Source organism: Mesorhizobium sp. M0047 (assembly GCF_040323315.1).
Classification (GTDB): Bacteria; Pseudomonadota; Alphaproteobacteria; order Rhizobiales; family Rhizobiaceae; genus Mesorhizobium.
Map to the genome: position 1 here is coordinate 67,276 of NZ_JAMYUW010000002.1, position 17,366 is coordinate 84,641.

Sequence of the window (17,366 nt, forward strand, 5' to 3'; positions counted from 1 at the left end):
CAGATCCATTCAAAGTCCATGGCCTCGCCAAACAAGGAATTGAAATGCCCCAATCACGCAAGATCATCATCGACACGGATCCCGGCCAGGATGATGCCGTCGCCATTTTGCTGGCGCTCGGCAGCTCCGAGCTGGAGATCGTCGGCATCACCGCCGTTGCCGGCAACGTGCCGCTGAAACTTACCGAAAAGAATGCCCGCAAGATCTGCGAGCTGGCTGGCCGCCCGGATATCAAGGTCTATGCCGGCGCTATCCGACCGCTGATGCGCGAACTGGTCACCGCCGAGGAAGTGCATGGCAAAACCGGTCTCAATGGCCCGCAACTCCCCGAACCGACGATGAAGCTGCAGGACCAGTATGCGGTCGATTTCATCGTCGAGACGCTGATGAAGGAAGAGAGCGGCACGATCACGCTTTGCCCGCTCGGTCCGCTGACCAACATTGCGCTGGCGCTGATCCGCGAGCCGCGCATCGCACCGCGCATCAAGGAAATCGTGCTGATGGGGGGCGGCTTCTTCGAAGGGGGCAACGTCACGCCGGCCGCCGAATTCAACATCTATGTCGATCCGCATGCCGCCGATGTCGTGCTTAAATCCGGCATTCCGATCGTGATGATGCCGCTCGACGTCACCCACAAGGCGCTGACCACCGCCAAGCGCACGCAGACTTTCCGTGCGCTCGGCACAAAGGTCGGCACCGCAACCGCGGAAATGCTGGAATTCTTCGAGCGCTTCGACGAGGAGAAATACGGCACCGATGGCGGACCCCTGCACGACCCCTGCGTCATCGCTTATCTTCTGAAGCCTGAACTCTTCAGGGGTCGCAACTGCAATGTCAGCGTGGAAACCGCCTCGGAACTGACCATGGGCATGACCGTGATCGACTGGTGGGGCGTCACCAAACGGCCGAAGAACGCCATGGTGATGCGCGACATCGACCATGATGGGTTTTTCGCCCTGCTGGTGGAGAGATTGGGGCGGCTTTAGGGCCCTCTTTGCCTTCTCCCCTTATGGGACCCACAAGGGGAGAAGGTGAGGCGGTCCTACTTCGACCGTGAGAACGCCAGCCACAGGCCGCCACCGACCATGAAGCTGCCGCTGATCCTGGACATGAGCTTGATGCGGCTGGCCGATAGCAGGCGTCCGGCGCGGCCGGCGGCCAGCGCATAGGTCGAATCCGACATGGCCGCGAAGATCATGGCGGTGAGGCCCATGACGGCGATCTGGAGCGAATAGTTGCCTTGTGGCGAAATGAACTGCGGAAAGAAGGCGCCGAAGAAAATCAGCGTCTTGGGGTTGCTGAGCGCCACCAGCAGACCCTGCAGGAAGAAGCCCCCGCGCGGCTTCTTGGCGGTCCCGTCAGCGTTCAACTTGCCCTTTGAGCGGAACATCTGGACACCCATCCAGATCAGATAGGCGGCGCCGATCAGCCGCACCCATTCGAACCAGTGGCCCATGCCCGAAATCAGCGTGTTAAGGCCGATGCCGACGATGGCGATCATCACGGCAAGCCCGGCCTGCGTGCCGGCGACATTGGCGAGACCGGCGCGGGTGCCATGGCGGATGCTGTTGGCGATGATCAGCGTGACCGTCGGACCGGGCACCAGGATGATGACGATGCAAGCGACGACATAGGCGGCGTAGAGTTCGAGCGACATGATTTTTCCCTGTTTGTTGGAGCATGATCTTTTCCGAAAACCGGTTCCCACTTTTCGGGATCATGCTCTAGGAATGCCGCCGATGCGGCGCAGCTGAGGATAATCAATGCATGGCAGCGCTGACGGTGCAAGCCGGTGCGCGAAACGCCGCGATGCTGCTCAGGCGCCGGCCTGCCAGGGCATCGTTGCCTCGTAGGCCGCCGCCGCCTTAAGCACGGCGAGATCGCCGCGCGGCCGGCCGATCAACTGCATGCCCATCGGCCGGCCCTTGTCGTCGAAGCCGACCGGCACGTTGACCGCCGGGCAGCCGCCCAGCGTGGCGAACGCCGATACCTGCATCCAGCGGTGGTAGCTGTCCATCGCGCGTCCGGCGACCTCACGGGGCCAATGCGTGCTTACATCGAACGGGAAGACCTGCGCGGTCGGCAGCGCAATGAGATCATAGCGGTCGAAGAGCGACAGCAGCGTTCGATGCCAGGAGGTGCGGATGACGGAGGCGGCGCGGATCTGCGGCGCCGTCAGCCGTATCGCGTTTTCCACTTCCCAGATGGCTTCGGGCTTGAGCAGGCGGCGTTTCGCGGGGTCGTCATAGTGTGTCTTGAGCGCACAGCCGCTGCTGGCTTGCCGCAGCGTCACGAAGGCCTGCCACAACGCTTCGAAATCGAAATCCGGCAGCAGGGGTTCGCTGGGGAAGGACGCATCCGCAAAGCGGCCAAGTGCTGCCTCGCACAGGCTGAGGATGCCGAGTTCGACCGGCAGATAACCGCCGAGGTCACCAAACCAGGCGATGCGGCCGCCAGTCGCTTTTGCTGCAAGCCCTCCGAGGAATGACGTCGGTTTCTCATAGGACAAAGGCGCCTGCGGATGGTAGCCCGCCTGCACATCGAGCAGCAACGCCATGTCGCGAACGCTGCGGCCCATCGGTCCGTCGACGCCCATCTGCGCATGAAAGACCTCGAAGTCCGGTCCGCCGGGAACAAGTCCCTGTGACGGGCGGAAGCCAAAGACATTGTTCCAGGCGGCCGGGTTGCGCAGCGAGCCGCCAAAATCGCTGCCATCGGCGACCGGCACCATGTCGAGCGCCAGCGCCACCGCCGCGCCGCCGCTCGAGCCGCCGGCTGTCAGGGCCGGATCGAAGGCGTTGAGCGTCGGCCCGAACACGGTGTTGTAGGTGTTGGAGCCAAGCCCGAATTCGGGGACGTTGGTCTTGCCGATGATGATGGCGCCGGCGTCGCGGATGCGTTCGACGAAGAAATCGTCGTCTTGCGGCACGAAGTCAGCGAAGATCGGCGAGCCGAAGGAGGTTCTGAGGCCCGTGGTCGAGGCGAGGTCCTTGATGGCGATAGGCAGGCCGAACAGCGCCCCGGTTTCGACACCTGCTTGCCGCCGGGCATCGGCCGCATCGGCTTCGCGCAGGATGTCGCCGCGATCGCGCAAAGAGACGATGGCGTTGACGAGCGGATTGACCGCCTCGATGCGGTCGAGGAATGCCGTGACCACCTCGCGCGCGGAAAGTGTCTTCCGGCGGATCGCGTCGGCGAGCTCGATGGCGGACAGGCGGCAGATGTCACCGGCCGGCGTCACGGCATGCTTTGTCCGAGGGCGCAGCATCTCAACGGGTTTCCTGCAGCGCCTGATCGACATCCTTGGCCAGCGGGATCGCCGGCTGAGCGCCCGGCTTCAGGCAAGCTAGCGAGCCGGCCGCGCCGGCGCGCGCCAGTGCCTGTTCGAGCGTAAGGCCGGACGACAGACCGGCGGCGAAATAGCCGCAGAACGTGTCGCCGGCACCGACCGTGTCGACAGGCGTGATCTTCAGTGCCGGAACGGTCAGGAAGTCGCTTGGCGTCGCCGCCATCACGCCGTCGCCGCCAAGCGTGACGACGATGGTGCGGCCGGTTTTCCCGGCAAAGTCGCGCATGCGCGCCGCCCGGTCGCGGCCTTGCAGTGACAGTGCTTCGCCATAGAGATCGAATTCGGTCTCGTTGGCGACGGCATAGTCCGCCTTGCCGAGAAAGCCGGCTGCTTCGCCCTGGAAGGGTGCTGTGTTGAGCACGGTGACGGCCCCGGCCGCTCTTGCCTGGTCGAGGGCGGCTGCGACGGTCGCCAGCGGAATTTCATGCTGCAGCAGCACGACATCGCCCTGTTTGAAAAAGGCCTTTGAGAGATCGCCGGGCACCACAGACGCGTTGGCGCCCGGTATCACGGCGATGATGTTCTCGCCGTCGTCGCCGACCATGATCAGCGCCGTGCCAGTCGAGGCGTGGGTCTCGGCGACGCCGGACAGGTCGACCTTGCCGTCGCGCAGCAGCGCCAGCGCGTCGGCAGCGAAGCTGTCCTTGCCGACGGCTCCCACCATGCGCACCGAGGCGCCGGCGCGCGCGGCGGCCAGCGCCTGGTTGGCGCCCTTGCCGCCGGGCGCGGTGGTGAAGGCCGAGCCGGCCACCGTCTCGCCGGGGCGCGGCAGGCGGTCGACATTGGCGATAAGGTCGAGGTTTATCGAGCCGATGACGATAATCAAGCAAGGCCTCCTGGCAGTACAAATTCAAAGTGTCGGAGCGTCCTCGTTGGTCCGCGCGGGCGAAGGTCGTTTCCAATCGTGCGCGAAAGCTAACCTGTAAGGCCGCAGCTTGCCAGACCGCGCGAAGGGTCCGCCTCGATTTGATGCGTCATGGCCTATTCACAGCGCACAGTGACCGCTCCCTGATAGTTGCCGGCGGGAAAGATACCGCTCGACTTGGTGGCGGTGAGGTCGACCTGCATGGTGTGAGTGCCGTTGACGACCCGTTGCGGCGCACTTCCGTTGATGTCGACCCCCGAGCCATCGAGGCGGAAGACTGAGGCGAAGGTCACGTTGGTGTCGCCGCCGCTCGGTGCGGACGTGAATGCGGCCGGCGCCGGCGCCGAAACCGAATAGCAGTCCAGCAGATTGAGCAAGGAGCACAGCAGTGAGTTTGCCACGATGGTGGCGCTGGCGCTGGATCCACCCGCCTGTTTGGAGCCCAGTATGCCGATAGCGGGATTTGCGGTCATTGTTCCCGACGTCCCGACCATGATGGTGCAGGTGCCGGTGATCGCCGCTTGCACCGGAAGGCAGAAGCCGGCAAATGCTGCCATCGCAAGCAGCGCACGGTTATTTCTTCTTCTTTTTCTTGCCATCGCCGTTTCCGGTCCTGATGCTCCAGCCTTCGTTTGCCCATCCGGGTGATGCGGCCGCGGGAGCGCTGGCGGCCACGCTCGCCGTCTGGCCGTCGGCGCCAAGGCCCATCTTCAGCAGTTTCAGTTCCAGTTGCAGGCGGTCGACCTCGAGTTCGTAGAGCCGGCTGCAGTCGACGCGCTTCGGCGTACGCCCGATCGGGATCACAACCCGGCCATAGGTGGCAACGCTGTTGTCCGACTGACTGTTACCTCTGATGACGCCGAGATCAACATAGGCGCCGGTGCCGGAGACTGCGGAACGGCAAGTGGTGCCGTCCGCGGCATGGACCTCGTCCTGGCCCTGGGGCAAGGTGACGCCGGGCAGGTTGAAACCGCTCTCGTTCTGGTTGAGGTTGTAGACATCCTCGGCCACCGCAGGCGAGATGCCCGCCGAAGCAGCCGCGAGCGCGACTATCAGGATTTGCGGCGCCCAAAGAACTTTCCGCATATCTGTGCCCTTATCTGCGTCTGTTGATTGGGGAAGGGGATGCTTTCGGTACAGATACGCACTTTACGCTCGGGGGCACCGTCGAAAGGCACGACCACAAGGACAGGACGTGAAGCCTGCGAAGCCAATTGGAAGACTTTCGGAGAGATCCTGGCGTCTACTGGCTGAAAATCCTGATCGTAGACGTGGATTTCGACCCGGATCTTCCGGTCATAGGGATTGGCGGGGAAAATGCGGACAGCGAAGGCGTCACTGAAGCTGTTGACCTCGCCACGCATCGGCGACATCGACTGGGCTTCGGCGGCAATGGGTGCCAATCCGACGGCCAGTGCCGTCGTCAGGATTCGAACATGTTTCAAGGACCCCTCCATCGCTACGGCGTCATTCGCAGCGCAGCGTTACCGTTGCCTGATAGTTGCCGGAGGCGAAGCGGTTGCTGCCACCCTTGGTGCCGGCGAGATTGACCGAGACGAGGTCGGCGCCGGGTGTTCCGATGCTGGTGGCCGAGCCGGTTTCAACGATAGAATGCGTGCCCGCAGCGGAGTAGGTCGGTGTCCAGGTCGTCGACGTTACGTCCGCCGAAGGTACCGTCGTCGTGGTGACCGGATCGACGCTGAGCGACACGCCTCCGGTTGTCGTCAGCGTCACGGTTCCGGCAGAACCGCCGCTGTTGTGAGAGCTGAGTGACTGCAGGTCGGGGCTGACTGTCATCGTGCCATTGGTGGCAATGACAAGCGTGCAGGTTGGCGTGATCGTGCCGTTGAAAATGACATTTTGCGTCGTGGCCAATACGGGTTGGTCAAGACAGGCAAACAGCATTGCTGCGCCGAGGGCGGCGCGAAACCATGTCATCGAGACCTCCTATCAATTCGGATCGCCCGAATTAATAGGGGTCATCATCACTTTGTCGTAGTTAATTTTGAGTTAACTGAAATAAATGCTAAAAACAACAAACAGGAAAACCGGAGGTTGCTCCCGGTTGCAAGAAATAAAATTGACGCGGATATCGCACTTATACTTGGCAATTTATCAGTATCTATATATCTCTCCGGCAAAGCTCGAAAAATCGATATTTCACGACATCTGTCCCGCTTCCCAGCCCAGGATAGCGCGCTTGCGCGTCAATCCCCAGTGATAGCCGGTGAGGTCGCCGGATTTGCCGATAGCGCGGTGGCAGGGAACCACGAAAGAGAGCGGGTTGGCGCCGTTCGCCGCACCGACCGCACGGCTGGCGGATGGCGCACCGATGCTGGCGGCAATCGAGGAATAGGTGCGCGCCTTGCCCATCGGAATCTTGAGCAGCGCCTCCCAGACGCGAACCTGGAAGTCGGTGCCGATCATGACGACATGCAGCGGCTGGTCGGGACGCCACAGCGTCGGGTCGAAGATGCGCGCGGCATAGGGGCCGGTGGCTGCCATGTCCTCGACGTAGATGGCGTTCGGCCAGCGGCTGGACATGTCGGCGAAGGCGGCACGTTCCTCGCCGGGGTCGCTGAAGGCGAGGCCGGCAAGCCCGCGGTCGGTGGCCATGATCAGGGCCGTGCCGAACGGCGAGGAATGGTAGCCGTAGCGGATGGTGAGCCCGGCGCCGCGCGTCTTGTAGTCGCCCGGCGACATCGCCTCGTGGGTGACGAAAAGGTCATGCAGCCGGCCAGGGCCCGACATGCCCAATTCGAACGAGGTTTCAAGCAGCGGCATGCCTGAATCGAGCAGCCTGCGGGCATGATCCAATGTCACCGCCTGCAGGAAGGCCTTGGGCGACAGGCCGGCCCAGCGGGTGAAGAGCTTTTGCAGGCCGGTCGGCGTCTCGCCGACCTCCTCTGCCAGCTCTTCTAGGGAAGGCTGATCGCGATAGTCGAGGCTGATCTTCTCTATGGCGCGGCGCACGATTTCGTAGTCGCTACCTTCAGGCGTGATGTCCTTTTTGAGGACCGCTGTGTGTGTGCTCATGGACTATCTCCTTGAGCCGGAATATCGCCCCTTGGGGCGGTGACCGCCACCCGAAACTTGCCTTCTGGCCGCGCATACCCAGATCGACTCGGATTTTGAGCCAGGAGTCGCTCATGGCTGGCGAAAAAGTAGCTCTCACCGGGGCCAAGGAAACCTTGCTGATTACGCTCTACGCCAAGGCGCTGGAGAGCCGGATGCCGGATTCGCTGCTCGGGGAAAGCGCGCAACGCTTTCCCCGGAGTTGCTTTAGCGCGCCTTGGCTGTGGCCAGCGCGCGTGAAAAGGCAGTGGCAAAGCTTTCTCGGGAGTCCGGGTCCAGGAAAGATCCGATCGGCACGTTCTGGCCTTGGCCTTCCACCGTCATCCTTGTGATGCCGATCTCGGCATGACGGGCGATTGAAAACCGCGTCCAGAACGGATTGAAGCGATGCGCTTCCGATCTACCGGATGGTGCCGTCTTGCGGATGTCGAGGCTGGTGCGCGAAACCGACACTTCCTCGCGTGCACGGGCGGCACGGTAGTTGAGGCGAAAGGCGATGTAGACACCGGCCACGTCGAGGCCGAAGAATCCGAACACCGGCCAGGCGCCGCGCGACAGGAAAAACGCGCCTGTCACCAGCCAGCCGAACAGCAGCGCGCCCATCAGGATGAAGAAGCCTGTCCGGCCCAGCGACCGGTGCGGGGTCAGCAGGGCGCGAAAGAATGGTTCGTCGGCCTGAAACGAGGCGTTTGTGTCGCTCATGGCAGGATATTATAGGAGGGAAATGGCGAGCCCCAAGTCCAAAGATTCTTCCATGTCCAAAAAAGAATTGCTGCCCGGCCGGCGCGAGGGGTCGAACGCCAAGCCGCGCCCGAAGCCGGTGCGGCGCACTTCGCGCTACAGCCCGGCGGAAGTGCACGAGATATTCCGGCGCTTTTCGATCCAGCGGCCGGAGCCGAAGGGTGAGCTCGAACATGTCAATGCGTTCACGCTGCTGGTCGCGGTGGTGCTGTCGGCGCAAGCAACCGACGCCGGTGTCAACAAGGCGACGCGGGCGCTGTTCAGGGCCGCCGATACGCCGCAGAAGATGCTGGCACTGGGCGAAGCCAAGGTCGGCGAGCATATCCGCACCGTCGGGCTCTGGCGCAACAAGGCCAAGAATGTGATTGCGCTGTCGCAGGCGTTGATCCGCGACCATGGCGGCGAGGTGCCCAACGAGCGCGATGAATTGGTCAAGCTGCCCGGCGTCGGGCGCAAGACCGCCAATGTCGTGCTCAACATGGCCTTCGGCCAGCACACGATGGCGGTCGACACCCATATTTTACGCCTCGGCAACCGGCTCGGGCTGGCCCCTGGCAATACGCCGGAACAGGTCGAGCAGGGGCTGCTCAAGATCATCCCGGACGAATATATGCGGCACGCGCATCACTGGCTGATCCTGCATGGCCGCTATGTCTGCAAGGCGCGCAAGCCGGATTGCCCAGCCTGCATCATCGCCGACATCTGCAAGGCAGAGGTAAAGACGACCGATGTGCCGGCACCGCTGGTCGAACTCGCGCCGCTCGCATTAACGGCATAACTCCCCAAACGGCGATTCTAATAGCCGTAGCCGCGCGCCATCGCCGCCGCGAAGACCGGGATGAGCAGGAAGATGAAGGCCTCGGCGCGGATGTAGCTCTTCACGGACACAAGCTCGGCCGCCGGCACCTGGAACGAGGGACTGGCGCTCGCCTGTCTGTTCCAGGAAACAAAGCGGATCGTCGGGATGATCGACAACAGGCCGACGACGGCAAACGCCGTCATCTTGGCCCAGAACACCCAGTTGTAAACGTAGAATTCCCAGCCCTTGAGGCCATAGAACACACGGCCGATGCCGACGACGATGATAAGCACGGCGATGATGCCATAGTGGCGGTCGATGCCTGCGAGCCGCTTGAGCGTCGCGGCGGCCAGATCGCCACGGGTCAGTACGAATTCGGCGCCGATGATCCCCGCCAGCGAAAACACCAGCACATGATGGGCAATGGCAAGCACAAGATCGGTGGTGTCCATGCTCTATCCCTTGGTTTGACGGCACCGCCGCGCCTAAAAGGGGAGGCGTCGGCAGGTGCTGAATCAGCCTGCGGTCAAAGTAACACCGTCGCGCGAAAATCCCAGCAGCGGCGCGTGGATGATGGCCCGTATCGCCCCTGGCCCTTGCACCGCGCCGGCTATTTGCTAAGCGCTGACTATCCGTGCGAGACAGATCTCATGAACAATCCACAAGCGACCAGCGCTCCGGTCATCGAGACGAAGCGAACCATCCTGCGAGCGCACCGGCTGGGCGATTTCGACACCTATGCCGCGATGTGGACCGAGCCCGTCGTCACCCGTTTCATCGGAGGCAAGCCGCGCACGCGCGAAGAGAGCTGGATGCGCTTCCTGCGTCACGCCGGCCTGTGGTCGTTGCTCGGCTACGGTTTCTGGGCAATCGAGGAGAAGGCGACGGGCCGTTTCATCGGCGAGGCCGGCTTTCACGATCTGAAGCGCGATATGGAGCCGTCCATCGAAGGCATTCCCGAGGCCGGCTGGGCGCTGGTTCCGACTGTTCACGGAGCAGGCTTCGCCACCGAGGTGGCAGGCCGCGTGCTGGCATGGGGCGAAGAGGCGTTCGGGCGGGCGAAGACCGTCTGCATCATCGATCCGGAGAACGCCGCTTCGCTGAGGGTTGCGGCAAAGTGCGGCTACCGGGAAGTGGTGCAGACCACTTACCATAACGCCCCGACCATCCTGCTGGCGCGGTGACCTTAGCGTCAGAGTCAGACCTCAGGTCGAATCGACCTGAGGTCTGAATCTGACGCTAAAGGGATAGAGCATGATGTCGCCCGAAAAACCGCTTCGCACTTTTCGGCATCATGCTCTCGGCGGCGTCATCGACTGGACATACCCGGTCTGCTAGCATCGATCATAGTGCGAAGGGGGATGATCGATGCGTGCATTCAAGACGATAGCCATGGTGTTTTTCTGGGCGGGGTTTGTTCTCGTGCTGACATTGCGGTTGGCCGCTGCCGACGCGACGGTGCCGACGGCCGATATCAAGGGCGCCGCCGACAACCATCTCGCCAAGCGCTACGAGGGCTCATTCATCGTCTCTTATGAGAAACTAGCCTTCACCGATTTCAGCGTGCCGCTGTCGCCACTTAAGCCGAGCGCCGACCCGGACGCGCGTGATGCGATGAACAATCGTGTCTTCGCACCTGACAAGAAGGCCGAGGTCGAAGGCGCCCTGACCCGCATTGCCTATGTGCTGCCGGCCGAGCGCTCGCCGCTCGAAGTGTTGCGCAACTATCAGGATGTGATTGCAGCAGCTGGCGGCGAAATCCTGTTCGAATGCAAGAAGGAGGAATGCGGCGGCGCTGCCGACCGTTCGTCGAGTGGCGGCGGTGGCGATATGAGCCTGACGATGTATTCCTTTCATGAGAGCGATCTGAAGGATGCAGCCTTCTCCAATGGCGCCTGCGCACTGACCTCCGGCATCAATGACCAGCGTTATTTCTCGGCCAAGGTGCCGCAGGAAGGCGGCGACGCCTATGTGACCGTGCAGACCTATTCGATGACCGGCGATCTCTACTGCAAGGAGCTCAACGGCCGCACCATGGCGATTGTCCAGGTGCTGGAACCCAAGGCACGCGACAAGAAGATGGTGGTCATCGAGGCGGCCAAGATGGCGGATTCCCTTTCCGCCACCGGCAGCATTTCGCTCTACGGCATCTTCTTCGACACCGACAAGGCCGACATCAAGCCGGAGTCGGAACCAACACTGAAGGAAATTTCGACGCTGCTGGCCAACGAGCCGAAGATGGCCGTGATCGTCGTCGGCCACACCGACAACCAGGGCGCCTTCGACTACAATCTCGACCTCTCGTCGCGACGGGCACAAGCGGTCAAGGCAGCGCTAGTGGCGAAATACGGCATCGACGGGGCGCGGCTCACCGCGGCCGGCGCCGGCATGATGGCGCCTGTCGCCAGCAATGATGACGACGCGGGCCGCGCCAAGAACCGCCGAGTGGTTCTGGTCAAGTTGAACTGAGCGAGCCTTACCAACGAGAAACGCGTTCTACGACAGCGCGTCCGCCGCGAGGCTCGCCTGCTCGAGCATGGAGGCGTCCGCGCGAAGGCGCGGGTGGCGCGGGCGGCGGCCGACAAGTGAGGCTCGGAGCTCTTTGCTCGGGGCCTGATTGATCTTGCTCTAGGCCTGATCGACCGCCACGGGCTGGGGGACCTTCAAGGTTTTCACCAGCGTCGAAAGGTCGGGTTCATCGATGAGCATGGCTGCGTCGGCCGGCGTCAGCCAGGCCCGCTGGCGTCGTTTTGCTTCCTGCCAGTCGCCCAGTTCCTCGGTCACTTCAAGCAGGTAGACGATGACGTCGACGCGGACAAAGCGGTTGGCCAGCCGCTTCCAGTAGGAATAGATGCCCGCCGGCTGCTTCAGCGTCTTGCCGAGCACGCCAGCTTCCTCCTGCGCCTCGATGGTCGCCGCCTTGCGTCCGTTCTTGCCTTTCATAGGCCATCCCTTGGGGACGATGAAGCGCCTGGTGGTTCGCGACGTGACTAGCATGACCTCGATATCGCCTCGCGCGTTCAGCCGAAAGGGAATAGCCGCCACCTGGCGGATCCTGTCGCCCTTCTTTGCCTTGCGGACGGCCTTTTTCTTGGGGGCTGCCATTCGTCATCCAGTCGATGCAATGCCGCATAGCCGCGACCAGGCATCGTTGCAAACCAAACATTTCGCTTGTGCCGCAGGGCACTCCGAATACATAAGTCGGCTAAATAAACGAAAAACGACTGGATGTCAGCGGCAATTGCGCACCGCGGTGGTGCCGATTATCTGCGTCTGGCAGCTTGGATTGAGTTGCTGCACCATCGGTGGCGGTTGCTGAACGATCTGGCGGTCCTGGGCGCGATACTGCTGCTGTTGCTGCTGGAATTGTTGGCGCTGTATCCTGTTTTCCAGAATTTGCAGGTCGTTCTGCCGAATCAACGCGTTGTCGCCGGCGGCGGAATCGATGGCTTGCGCGAAAGTGGGCAGGCAAGCGCCCACCAGCATTGCCGTGGCCAGCATTGCCGACCTGAAAATCATTGATGGTCGAAGTGCTAACATCCATTCATTCCCGCGCAAAAATCCTCGCCTTAATATAGGGCATCTGCCCGGCCGTGCCATATCCAGGCGCCGTTCCAAGCGACATCGGCTTGTCGACCGTTGGGTGACCCCGCTCGGTGGCGGAGAATCTGCCCGGCAACCCCGCATTGCACTTGACGGAGGCCGTCGATTCGCCGCTCTATCGGGTCGGCGTCAGCCTTGTGCTGGATGCGTCAATGGTGGCCGTCGGGTATGATGGCGCCTTCGGCGAAACGGTTAAACAGAACGCGATCAGCGCGTCTCTCAAGGTCAGCTTCTGGCCCGAGGCGGAGCCGGGCGGGAGGACTTGATGAGGAAGTACGCGTATCTCATGGCGATGCTGGGTGTTGCCTGTGCCATCGGCGTGCCGGCCGCGGCGGCGCAGACCAAGGGCGACAAGGTGGCGGCGCCGCCCGCCGCCGATGCGCCGCAGTTGCCTGGTGGAGCGTCCGCCCTGTCCGAAACCCATGGCGACTGGACCGTCAATTGCCAGATATCAGGCACGACCAAGATCTGCAGTCTGTCGCATCAGCAATTCAACAAGCAAACCAACCAGCGCCTGCTGGCGATCGAGCTGTCGAGCAAGACCGGCGAGGACGCCACGGGAACGCTTGCACTGCCGTTCGGGCTGGCGTTGGCCAAGGGGGTCAGTCTGTCCATCGACGACCAGAAGCTGGACGGCACCCTGGCATTCAACACCTGCCAGGTCGTCGGATGTCTGGTACCGGTGGCGCTCGATGCGACGGTCACGCCGCTGCTGAAGTCAGGCACCACACTGAAGATCGATGCCTTCGCGGCCGACACCGGACAGGCGGTGAGCTTTTCCATTCCGCTCAACGGCTTCGCCGGCGCGCTTGCCCGAACCGCGGAGCTTTTGACCAATTGACCGCAAAGGTCATGTGGAGCCGCAGGACCTGAAGCGCGGCGCTTGAAGGCGGTGCGTCGCCGCAGCAGAACGCAGTGGCCGGACGTCTTCGCGTCGGCTCAAACGACGATCGTTTTCAGCCTTTCGGCGATCAGGGCGGCGAGCCGCGCCGCCACTTCGTCCTTGCTCATCTCGGGCCATTCCTCGACGCCGGACTTCGATACGATCCGCACCCGATTGCGATCGCCGCCCATCACGCCTGAAGGGCCAACGCCGCTGGACTGCGACACGTCGTTGGCAACGATGAAATCGGCACCTTTCTTCCGCAGCTTGGCCTCGGCGTTGCGCAAGAGATCCTGTGTCTCGGCGGCGAAGCCGATCACAAGGCCGGGTCGCTGGCTGTGATGCCCAATCCCGGCGAGAATGTCGGGGTTCTCGATCATGCGCAGCACCGGCGGCCCTTCGCCCGCAACCTTCTTGATCTTCTCACCGGCCGAATTTTCGCTGCGCCAGTCGGCAACCGCGGCGACGAACACCGCCGCGTCGGCGGGCAGGAGTTGTTCGACCGCATCGCGCATCTCTTGCGCTCGTTCGACATGGATGGTCTTGACACCGGCGGGATCGGCAATGCCGACCGGGCCGGAGACGAGACGGACATCGGCGCCGAGTCTCGCCAGTGCCGCGGCGATGGCATGGCCCTGCTTGCCGGAGGAACGGTTGGCGATATAGCGCACCGGGTCGATAGGCTCATGCGTCGGGCCGGAGGTGACGATGATCTTGCGCCCCGACAGCGGCTTGGGGCCGACATCGAGCAGCGCCTCGATGGCGGCGACGATCTCCAGCGGCTCGGCCATGCGGCCTTCGCCCGCCTCGTTGCTTTCGGCCATCTCGCCCTTGGCCGGGCCGACGAAGGCAATGCCGTCCTTCTGCAGCGTCGCTCGGTTGCGGCGGGTGGCCGGATGCGCCCACATCCTGGGGTTCATGGCAGGCGCCATCAACACAGGCTTGTCGGTGGCGATGAGCACGGTGGAGGCAAGATCGTTGGCGTGGCCATTGGCAAGCTTGGCCATAAGGTCGGCGGTGGCGGGAGCCACCACCAGCAGATCGGCCTCGCGCGACAGCCTGATATGACCGACATCGTGCTCGTCCTGGCGGTCGAACAGGTCGGCGAAGACATGATCGGCGGAGAGCGCGCCGACCGACAGCGTGGTAACGAATTCCTGTGCAGCGGATGTCATAACCACCCGAACCGCAGCCCCACGCTCGCGCAGCCGACGTATCAGATCGAGCGCCTTATAGGCGGCGATGCCGCCGCCGATGATGAGCAGGATGCGCTTGCCGGAGAGACCGTGCTGCAGCCTCTTGCCTGCCGGTGCGTTAGCGGGGACCGCCGCTCCGTGCGCAATGGTCAGTTCGCGCAGCGTCTTCTCGATCTGGTCGATGCGACCCACCGGGCCGATCTGCCCATCAACGGCGGCACGGATCATCACCCGTGCCTGTTCTTCCATGGAGCGATCGTTCTCCGCCGCCAGCCGGCGCAGCAGCCCCTTGACCTCATCGTCTAGGTTGCGGATCGTGATGCTGGCCATGTGATTGCACTCGGCTGAGATGGGCGAATGCAATGATAGCAATGCAATCAAATTGGCGCAAATTGCAGCCTCGGAGTCCGAAGCGACTAAGTACTAGACGATCTTCCAAGCGATATAGACCAGCGCCAGCGCGATCACCCACAGCGCCAGACGGCCGGAGCGGCTGTAATGCGCCTCGGCCTTGCCGATGGCGCGCGCGGTGGTCTCGTCGAAGCGCAGGCCGTGCTCGGCCATCAGATCGATCTCGCGCGACAGGCGATCGGTGCGCGCCGCAAGCTCGGGCGCCTGGCGGGCGAGCGTCAGCAGCGCCTTGGCGCCGTCGCGCGCATCGAGCATCATGCCGCGCGGCCCGAGGTTACCGGCGATCCAGCCGCTTACCACCGGTTCGGCCGTCTTCCACATGTTGAAGGCCGGGTCGAGCGTGCGCGCGACACCTTCGACCACCACCATGGTCTTCTGCAGCAGGATCAGTTCCGGCCGCGTCGCCATGTCGAAGAGTTCGGTCACCTCGAATAGCAGCGTCAAAAGCTTGGCCATCGAAATGGTCTCGGCCGGCTGGCCATGGATCGGCTCACCGATCGCCCGGATCGCTTGCGCGAAGGCCGCGACATTGTGCTGGCGCGGCACGTAGCCGGCCTCGAAATGCACCTCGGCGACGCGCAGATAGTCGCGCACGATGAAGCCGTAGAGGATTTCGGCGAGGAACCGGCGCTCCTTCTTGCCGAGGCGTCCGGCAATGCCGAGATCGACGGCGACGATGGTGCCGTTTGCCTCGACGAAGAGGTTGCCCGGATGCATGTCGGCATGGAAGAAGCCGTCACGCAACGTGTGGCGCAGGAACGACTGGATGAGGTTGGCGGCGATCGCCTTCAGGTCATGGCCGGCGGCTTCGAGGCCAGCAATGTCGTTCATCTTGACGCCGTCGACCCATTCCATCGTCAGCACATCGCGGCCGGTGCGCTCCCAGTCGACAGATGGCACACGAAAGCCGGGGTCCTTCCTGGTGCTTTCGCCGAGCTCGGAAAGCGCGGCCGCCTCGAGGCGAAGATCCATCTCGATCTTGGTGGTCTGCGCCAGCGTCTCGGTGACCTCGACCGGCCGCAGGCGACGGGATGACGGGATGTATTTTTCCTGCAGGCGGGCGGCGAGGAAATAGCTTTCGAGATCCTGGAAGAAGCGGCGGCGCACGCCCGGCCGAATCACCTTGACCGCCACCTTGGTGGTAACGCCGTCATGGACCGCGTCGGCGGCATGGACCTGGGCGATGGAGGCGGCAGCGACCGGATCACCAAACTGCGAATAGAGATCGCCGATCTTGCGCCCGAGCGAAGCCTCGATAGCCGCGATAGCCTCGACCTTCGGGAAGGTGTGCATCTTGTCCTGCAACATGGCGAGATCGAGCGCCATGTCGTTGCCGACAACGTCGGGCCGTGTCGCCAGGAACTGGCCGAGCTTGACATAGGACGGTCCGAGCCGGACGACCGCCTTGGCCAGCCGGTCGCTGCGCTCATAGGCAAGCGCGCGTCGGCGGGTGAACAGCCGCGCCAGCCGCCAGCCGAATCTCGGCAGGCCGGACAGTTCGTCGCCCGGCAAGGCGGCAACGACGCCCTCGCGCATAAGCACCCAGCCGGCGCGCATAAGCCGAAATCCAGCGCTGGCGGTGCTCATGGCCGCGCTCGTTCTGCCGGCTCTTCGAACCGGCATAGCGCATGTCGAATGTGAAAAATGCGCCCCGGCCTCAAAGCTTCCAGCCCGAATGAAGCGCGGCAATACCGCCGGAATAGTTGCGGAAGGAAACGCGATCGAAGCCGGCGCGGGAAATCATCGTCGCGAAATTCTGCTGGTTGGGAAATCTGGCGATCGATTCGACCAGATAGGAATAGGGCTCGCCGTCGCCGGTCACCATCCTGCCGATCTTCGGAATGGCGTTGAATGACCAAGCTTCGTAGACCTTGTCGAGCAGCGGCATCTCGACTTCGGAAAATTCAAGGCACAGGAATCGCCCGCCCGGCTTCAACACCCGAAACGCTTCGCTGAGCGCGACATCGATGCGCGGCACGTTGCGAATGCCGAAAGCGATGGTGTAGGCGTCGAATGAGGCGTCAGGGAAGGGCAGTTCCTCGGCATTGGCCTCGACGAAATCGGTGTTGCCGGACAGGCCTTTCTTTTCGGCGCGATCGCGGCCGACGGCCAGCATCGAGCCATTGATGTCGAGCACCGTGACATGGGCATTGCCGTGGCTGGCATCGACGATGCGAAAGGCGATGTCGCCGGTGCCGCCGGCAACGTCGAGCACGCGCCAGCCGATCCTTTTTGGAGGATTGAGCCATGTCACCATGGCATCCTTCCACAGCCGGTGCAGGCCGGCCGACATCAGATCGTTCATCAGGTCGTAGCGGTTGGCGACCTTGTGGAAAACATCGTTGACCAGAGACTGCTTGTCGCCAGCTCCTACACGCTTGAAACCATAGGAAGTTTCCATGCCGCCCGTGGCCGTGGTTCTCTCAACTGACATTTTTTTGATC

Annotated in this window: 21 protein-coding genes and 1 pseudogene; 7 read left to right on the forward strand and 15 right to left on the reverse strand. The window is 62.9% G+C overall.

Translation table 11 applies throughout. The features are described from left to right. The first annotated feature begins 44 nt into the window (after positions 1 to 44). Complete coding sequence (locus NKJ89_RS02080) at positions 45 to 986, forward strand: nucleoside hydrolase (RefSeq protein WP_352599446.1); 942 nt, start codon at positions 45 to 47, stop codon at positions 984 to 986. A 56-nt stretch (positions 987 to 1,042) separates the two neighbouring features. Here NKJ89_RS02080 and NKJ89_RS02085 read toward each other — a convergent pair whose 3' ends face one another. The 8 genes from NKJ89_RS02085 to NKJ89_RS02120 form a co-directional block, all read right to left on the reverse strand. Beyond that, on the reverse strand, positions 1,043 to 1,657 hold the full coding sequence (locus NKJ89_RS02085) for a LysE family translocator (RefSeq protein WP_352599448.1): 615 nt from the start codon (positions 1,655 to 1,657) through the stop codon (positions 1,043 to 1,045). Between the two features lie 159 nt (positions 1,658 to 1,816). Then, positions 1,817 to 3,268, reverse strand: a complete 1,452-nt coding sequence (locus NKJ89_RS02090) for an amidase (protein ID WP_352599450.1) — start codon at positions 3,266 to 3,268, stop codon at positions 1,817 to 1,819. 1 nt (position 3,269) lies between these two features. Continuing rightward, positions 3,270 to 4,175 carry a ribokinase gene (locus NKJ89_RS02095; RefSeq protein WP_352599452.1) on the reverse strand — a complete coding sequence of 302 codons (906 nt, stop codon included), beginning with the start codon at positions 4,173 to 4,175 and terminating at the stop codon, positions 3,270 to 3,272. Between the two features lie 155 nt (positions 4,176 to 4,330). Then, positions 4,331 to 4,813 (reverse strand): hypothetical protein, encoded by a 483-nt coding sequence (locus tag NKJ89_RS02100; RefSeq protein ID WP_023759630.1) that lies wholly within the window; start codon positions 4,811 to 4,813, stop codon positions 4,331 to 4,333. Beyond that, positions 4,788 to 5,300 carry a hypothetical protein gene (locus NKJ89_RS02105; protein WP_023759631.1) on the reverse strand — a complete coding sequence of 171 codons (513 nt, stop codon included), beginning with the start codon at positions 5,298 to 5,300 and terminating at the stop codon, positions 4,788 to 4,790. Before NKJ89_RS02105 ends, NKJ89_RS02100 begins: the two co-directional genes overlap by 26 nt. After that, complete coding sequence (locus tag NKJ89_RS02110) at positions 5,267 to 5,659, reverse strand: hypothetical protein (RefSeq protein ID WP_352599454.1); 393 nt, start codon at positions 5,657 to 5,659, stop codon at positions 5,267 to 5,269. Before NKJ89_RS02110 ends, NKJ89_RS02105 begins: the two co-directional genes overlap by 34 nt. 22 nt (positions 5,660 to 5,681) lie before the next feature. After that, complete coding sequence (locus tag NKJ89_RS02115) at positions 5,682 to 6,152, reverse strand: hypothetical protein (protein WP_023759633.1); 471 nt, start codon at positions 6,150 to 6,152, stop codon at positions 5,682 to 5,684. Between the two features lie 222 nt (positions 6,153 to 6,374). Next, on the reverse strand, positions 6,375 to 7,250 hold the full coding sequence (locus NKJ89_RS02120; protein ID WP_352599456.1) for a methylated-DNA--[protein]-cysteine S-methyltransferase: 876 nt from the start codon (positions 7,248 to 7,250) through the stop codon (positions 6,375 to 6,377). A 113-nt stretch (positions 7,251 to 7,363) separates the two neighbouring features. Here NKJ89_RS02120 and NKJ89_RS02125 point away from each other — a divergent pair. Further along, a pseudogene (locus tag NKJ89_RS02125) lies at positions 7,364 to 7,462 on the forward strand (class I SAM-dependent methyltransferase); the annotation flags it as partial. Positions 7,463 to 7,496: 34 nt separating this feature from the next. Here NKJ89_RS02125 and NKJ89_RS02130 read toward each other — a convergent pair. After that, positions 7,497 to 7,991, reverse strand: a complete 495-nt coding sequence (locus tag NKJ89_RS02130) for a DUF2244 domain-containing protein (RefSeq protein WP_352599458.1) — start codon at positions 7,989 to 7,991, stop codon at positions 7,497 to 7,499. Positions 7,992 to 8,013: 22 nt separating this feature from the next. Here NKJ89_RS02130 and nth point away from each other — a divergent pair, with 22 nt between their 5' ends. Continuing rightward, the gene (gene nth, locus NKJ89_RS02135; RefSeq protein ID WP_352599460.1) at positions 8,014 to 8,808 is read left to right on the forward strand and encodes an endonuclease III; all 795 of its coding nucleotides are present in this window, start codon (positions 8,014 to 8,016) and stop codon (positions 8,806 to 8,808) included. 17 nt (positions 8,809 to 8,825) lie between these two features. Here nth and NKJ89_RS02140 read toward each other — a convergent pair whose 3' ends face one another. Then, positions 8,826 to 9,281 carry a DUF2214 family protein gene (locus NKJ89_RS02140; RefSeq protein WP_352599461.1) on the reverse strand — a complete coding sequence of 152 codons (456 nt, stop codon included), beginning with the start codon at positions 9,279 to 9,281 and terminating at the stop codon, positions 8,826 to 8,828. A 198-nt stretch (positions 9,282 to 9,479) separates the two neighbouring features. On the opposite strand from NKJ89_RS02140, the gene NKJ89_RS02145 reads away from it, so the two are divergent. Both NKJ89_RS02145 and NKJ89_RS02150 read left to right on the forward strand, forming a co-directional pair. Further along, a complete protein-coding gene (locus tag NKJ89_RS02145; protein ID WP_352599463.1) occupies positions 9,480 to 10,013 on the forward strand; it encodes a GNAT family N-acetyltransferase in 534 nt (177 codons plus the stop codon). Positions 10,014 to 10,197: 184 nt separating this feature from the next. Beyond that, positions 10,198 to 11,298 (forward strand): OmpA family protein, encoded by a 1,101-nt coding sequence (locus tag NKJ89_RS02150; RefSeq protein ID WP_352599465.1) that lies wholly within the window; start codon positions 10,198 to 10,200, stop codon positions 11,296 to 11,298. A gap of 159 nt (positions 11,299 to 11,457) precedes the next feature. On the opposite strand, the gene NKJ89_RS02155 is transcribed toward NKJ89_RS02150, so the two are convergent. Both NKJ89_RS02155 and NKJ89_RS02160 read right to left on the reverse strand, forming a co-directional pair. Next, complete coding sequence (locus tag NKJ89_RS02155; RefSeq protein ID WP_352599467.1) at positions 11,458 to 11,934, reverse strand: NUDIX hydrolase; 477 nt, start codon at positions 11,932 to 11,934, stop codon at positions 11,458 to 11,460. A gap of 126 nt (positions 11,935 to 12,060) precedes the next feature. Continuing rightward, positions 12,061 to 12,330, reverse strand: coding sequence for a hypothetical protein (locus tag NKJ89_RS02160; protein ID WP_245266640.1), 270 nt, complete (start codon positions 12,328 to 12,330; stop codon positions 12,061 to 12,063). 155 nt (positions 12,331 to 12,485) lie between these two features. On the opposite strand from NKJ89_RS02160, the gene NKJ89_RS02165 reads away from it, so the two are divergent. Together NKJ89_RS02165 and NKJ89_RS02170 are read left to right on the forward strand one after the other, a co-directional pair. Continuing rightward, complete coding sequence (locus NKJ89_RS02165) at positions 12,486 to 12,698, forward strand: hypothetical protein (RefSeq protein WP_156938556.1); 213 nt, start codon at positions 12,486 to 12,488, stop codon at positions 12,696 to 12,698. After that, a complete protein-coding gene (locus tag NKJ89_RS02170) occupies positions 12,698 to 13,273 on the forward strand; it encodes an invasion associated locus B family protein (protein WP_023759644.1) in 576 nt (191 codons plus the stop codon). The genes NKJ89_RS02165 and NKJ89_RS02170 overlap by 1 nt, the downstream gene beginning before the upstream one ends. Positions 13,274 to 13,371: 98 nt before the next feature. Here the strand turns inward: NKJ89_RS02170 and coaBC are convergent, their stop codons facing one another. The 3 genes from coaBC to ubiE form a co-directional block, all read right to left on the reverse strand. Beyond that, positions 13,372 to 14,841 (reverse strand): bifunctional phosphopantothenoylcysteine decarboxylase/phosphopantothenate--cysteine ligase CoaBC, encoded by a 1,470-nt coding sequence (gene coaBC / locus NKJ89_RS02175; protein ID WP_352599469.1) that lies wholly within the window; start codon positions 14,839 to 14,841, stop codon positions 13,372 to 13,374. A 93-nt stretch (positions 14,842 to 14,934) separates the two neighbouring features. Then, positions 14,935 to 16,509, reverse strand: coding sequence for a 2-polyprenylphenol 6-hydroxylase (gene ubiB / locus NKJ89_RS02180; protein WP_352599471.1), 1,575 nt, complete (start codon positions 16,507 to 16,509; stop codon positions 14,935 to 14,937). Positions 16,510 to 16,579: 70 nt separating this feature from the next. After that, positions 16,580 to 17,356, reverse strand: a complete 777-nt coding sequence (gene ubiE, locus NKJ89_RS02185; RefSeq protein ID WP_352599473.1) for a bifunctional demethylmenaquinone methyltransferase/2-methoxy-6-polyprenyl-1,4-benzoquinol methylase UbiE — start codon at positions 17,354 to 17,356, stop codon at positions 16,580 to 16,582. Positions 17,357 to 17,366: the final 10 nt, after the last annotated feature.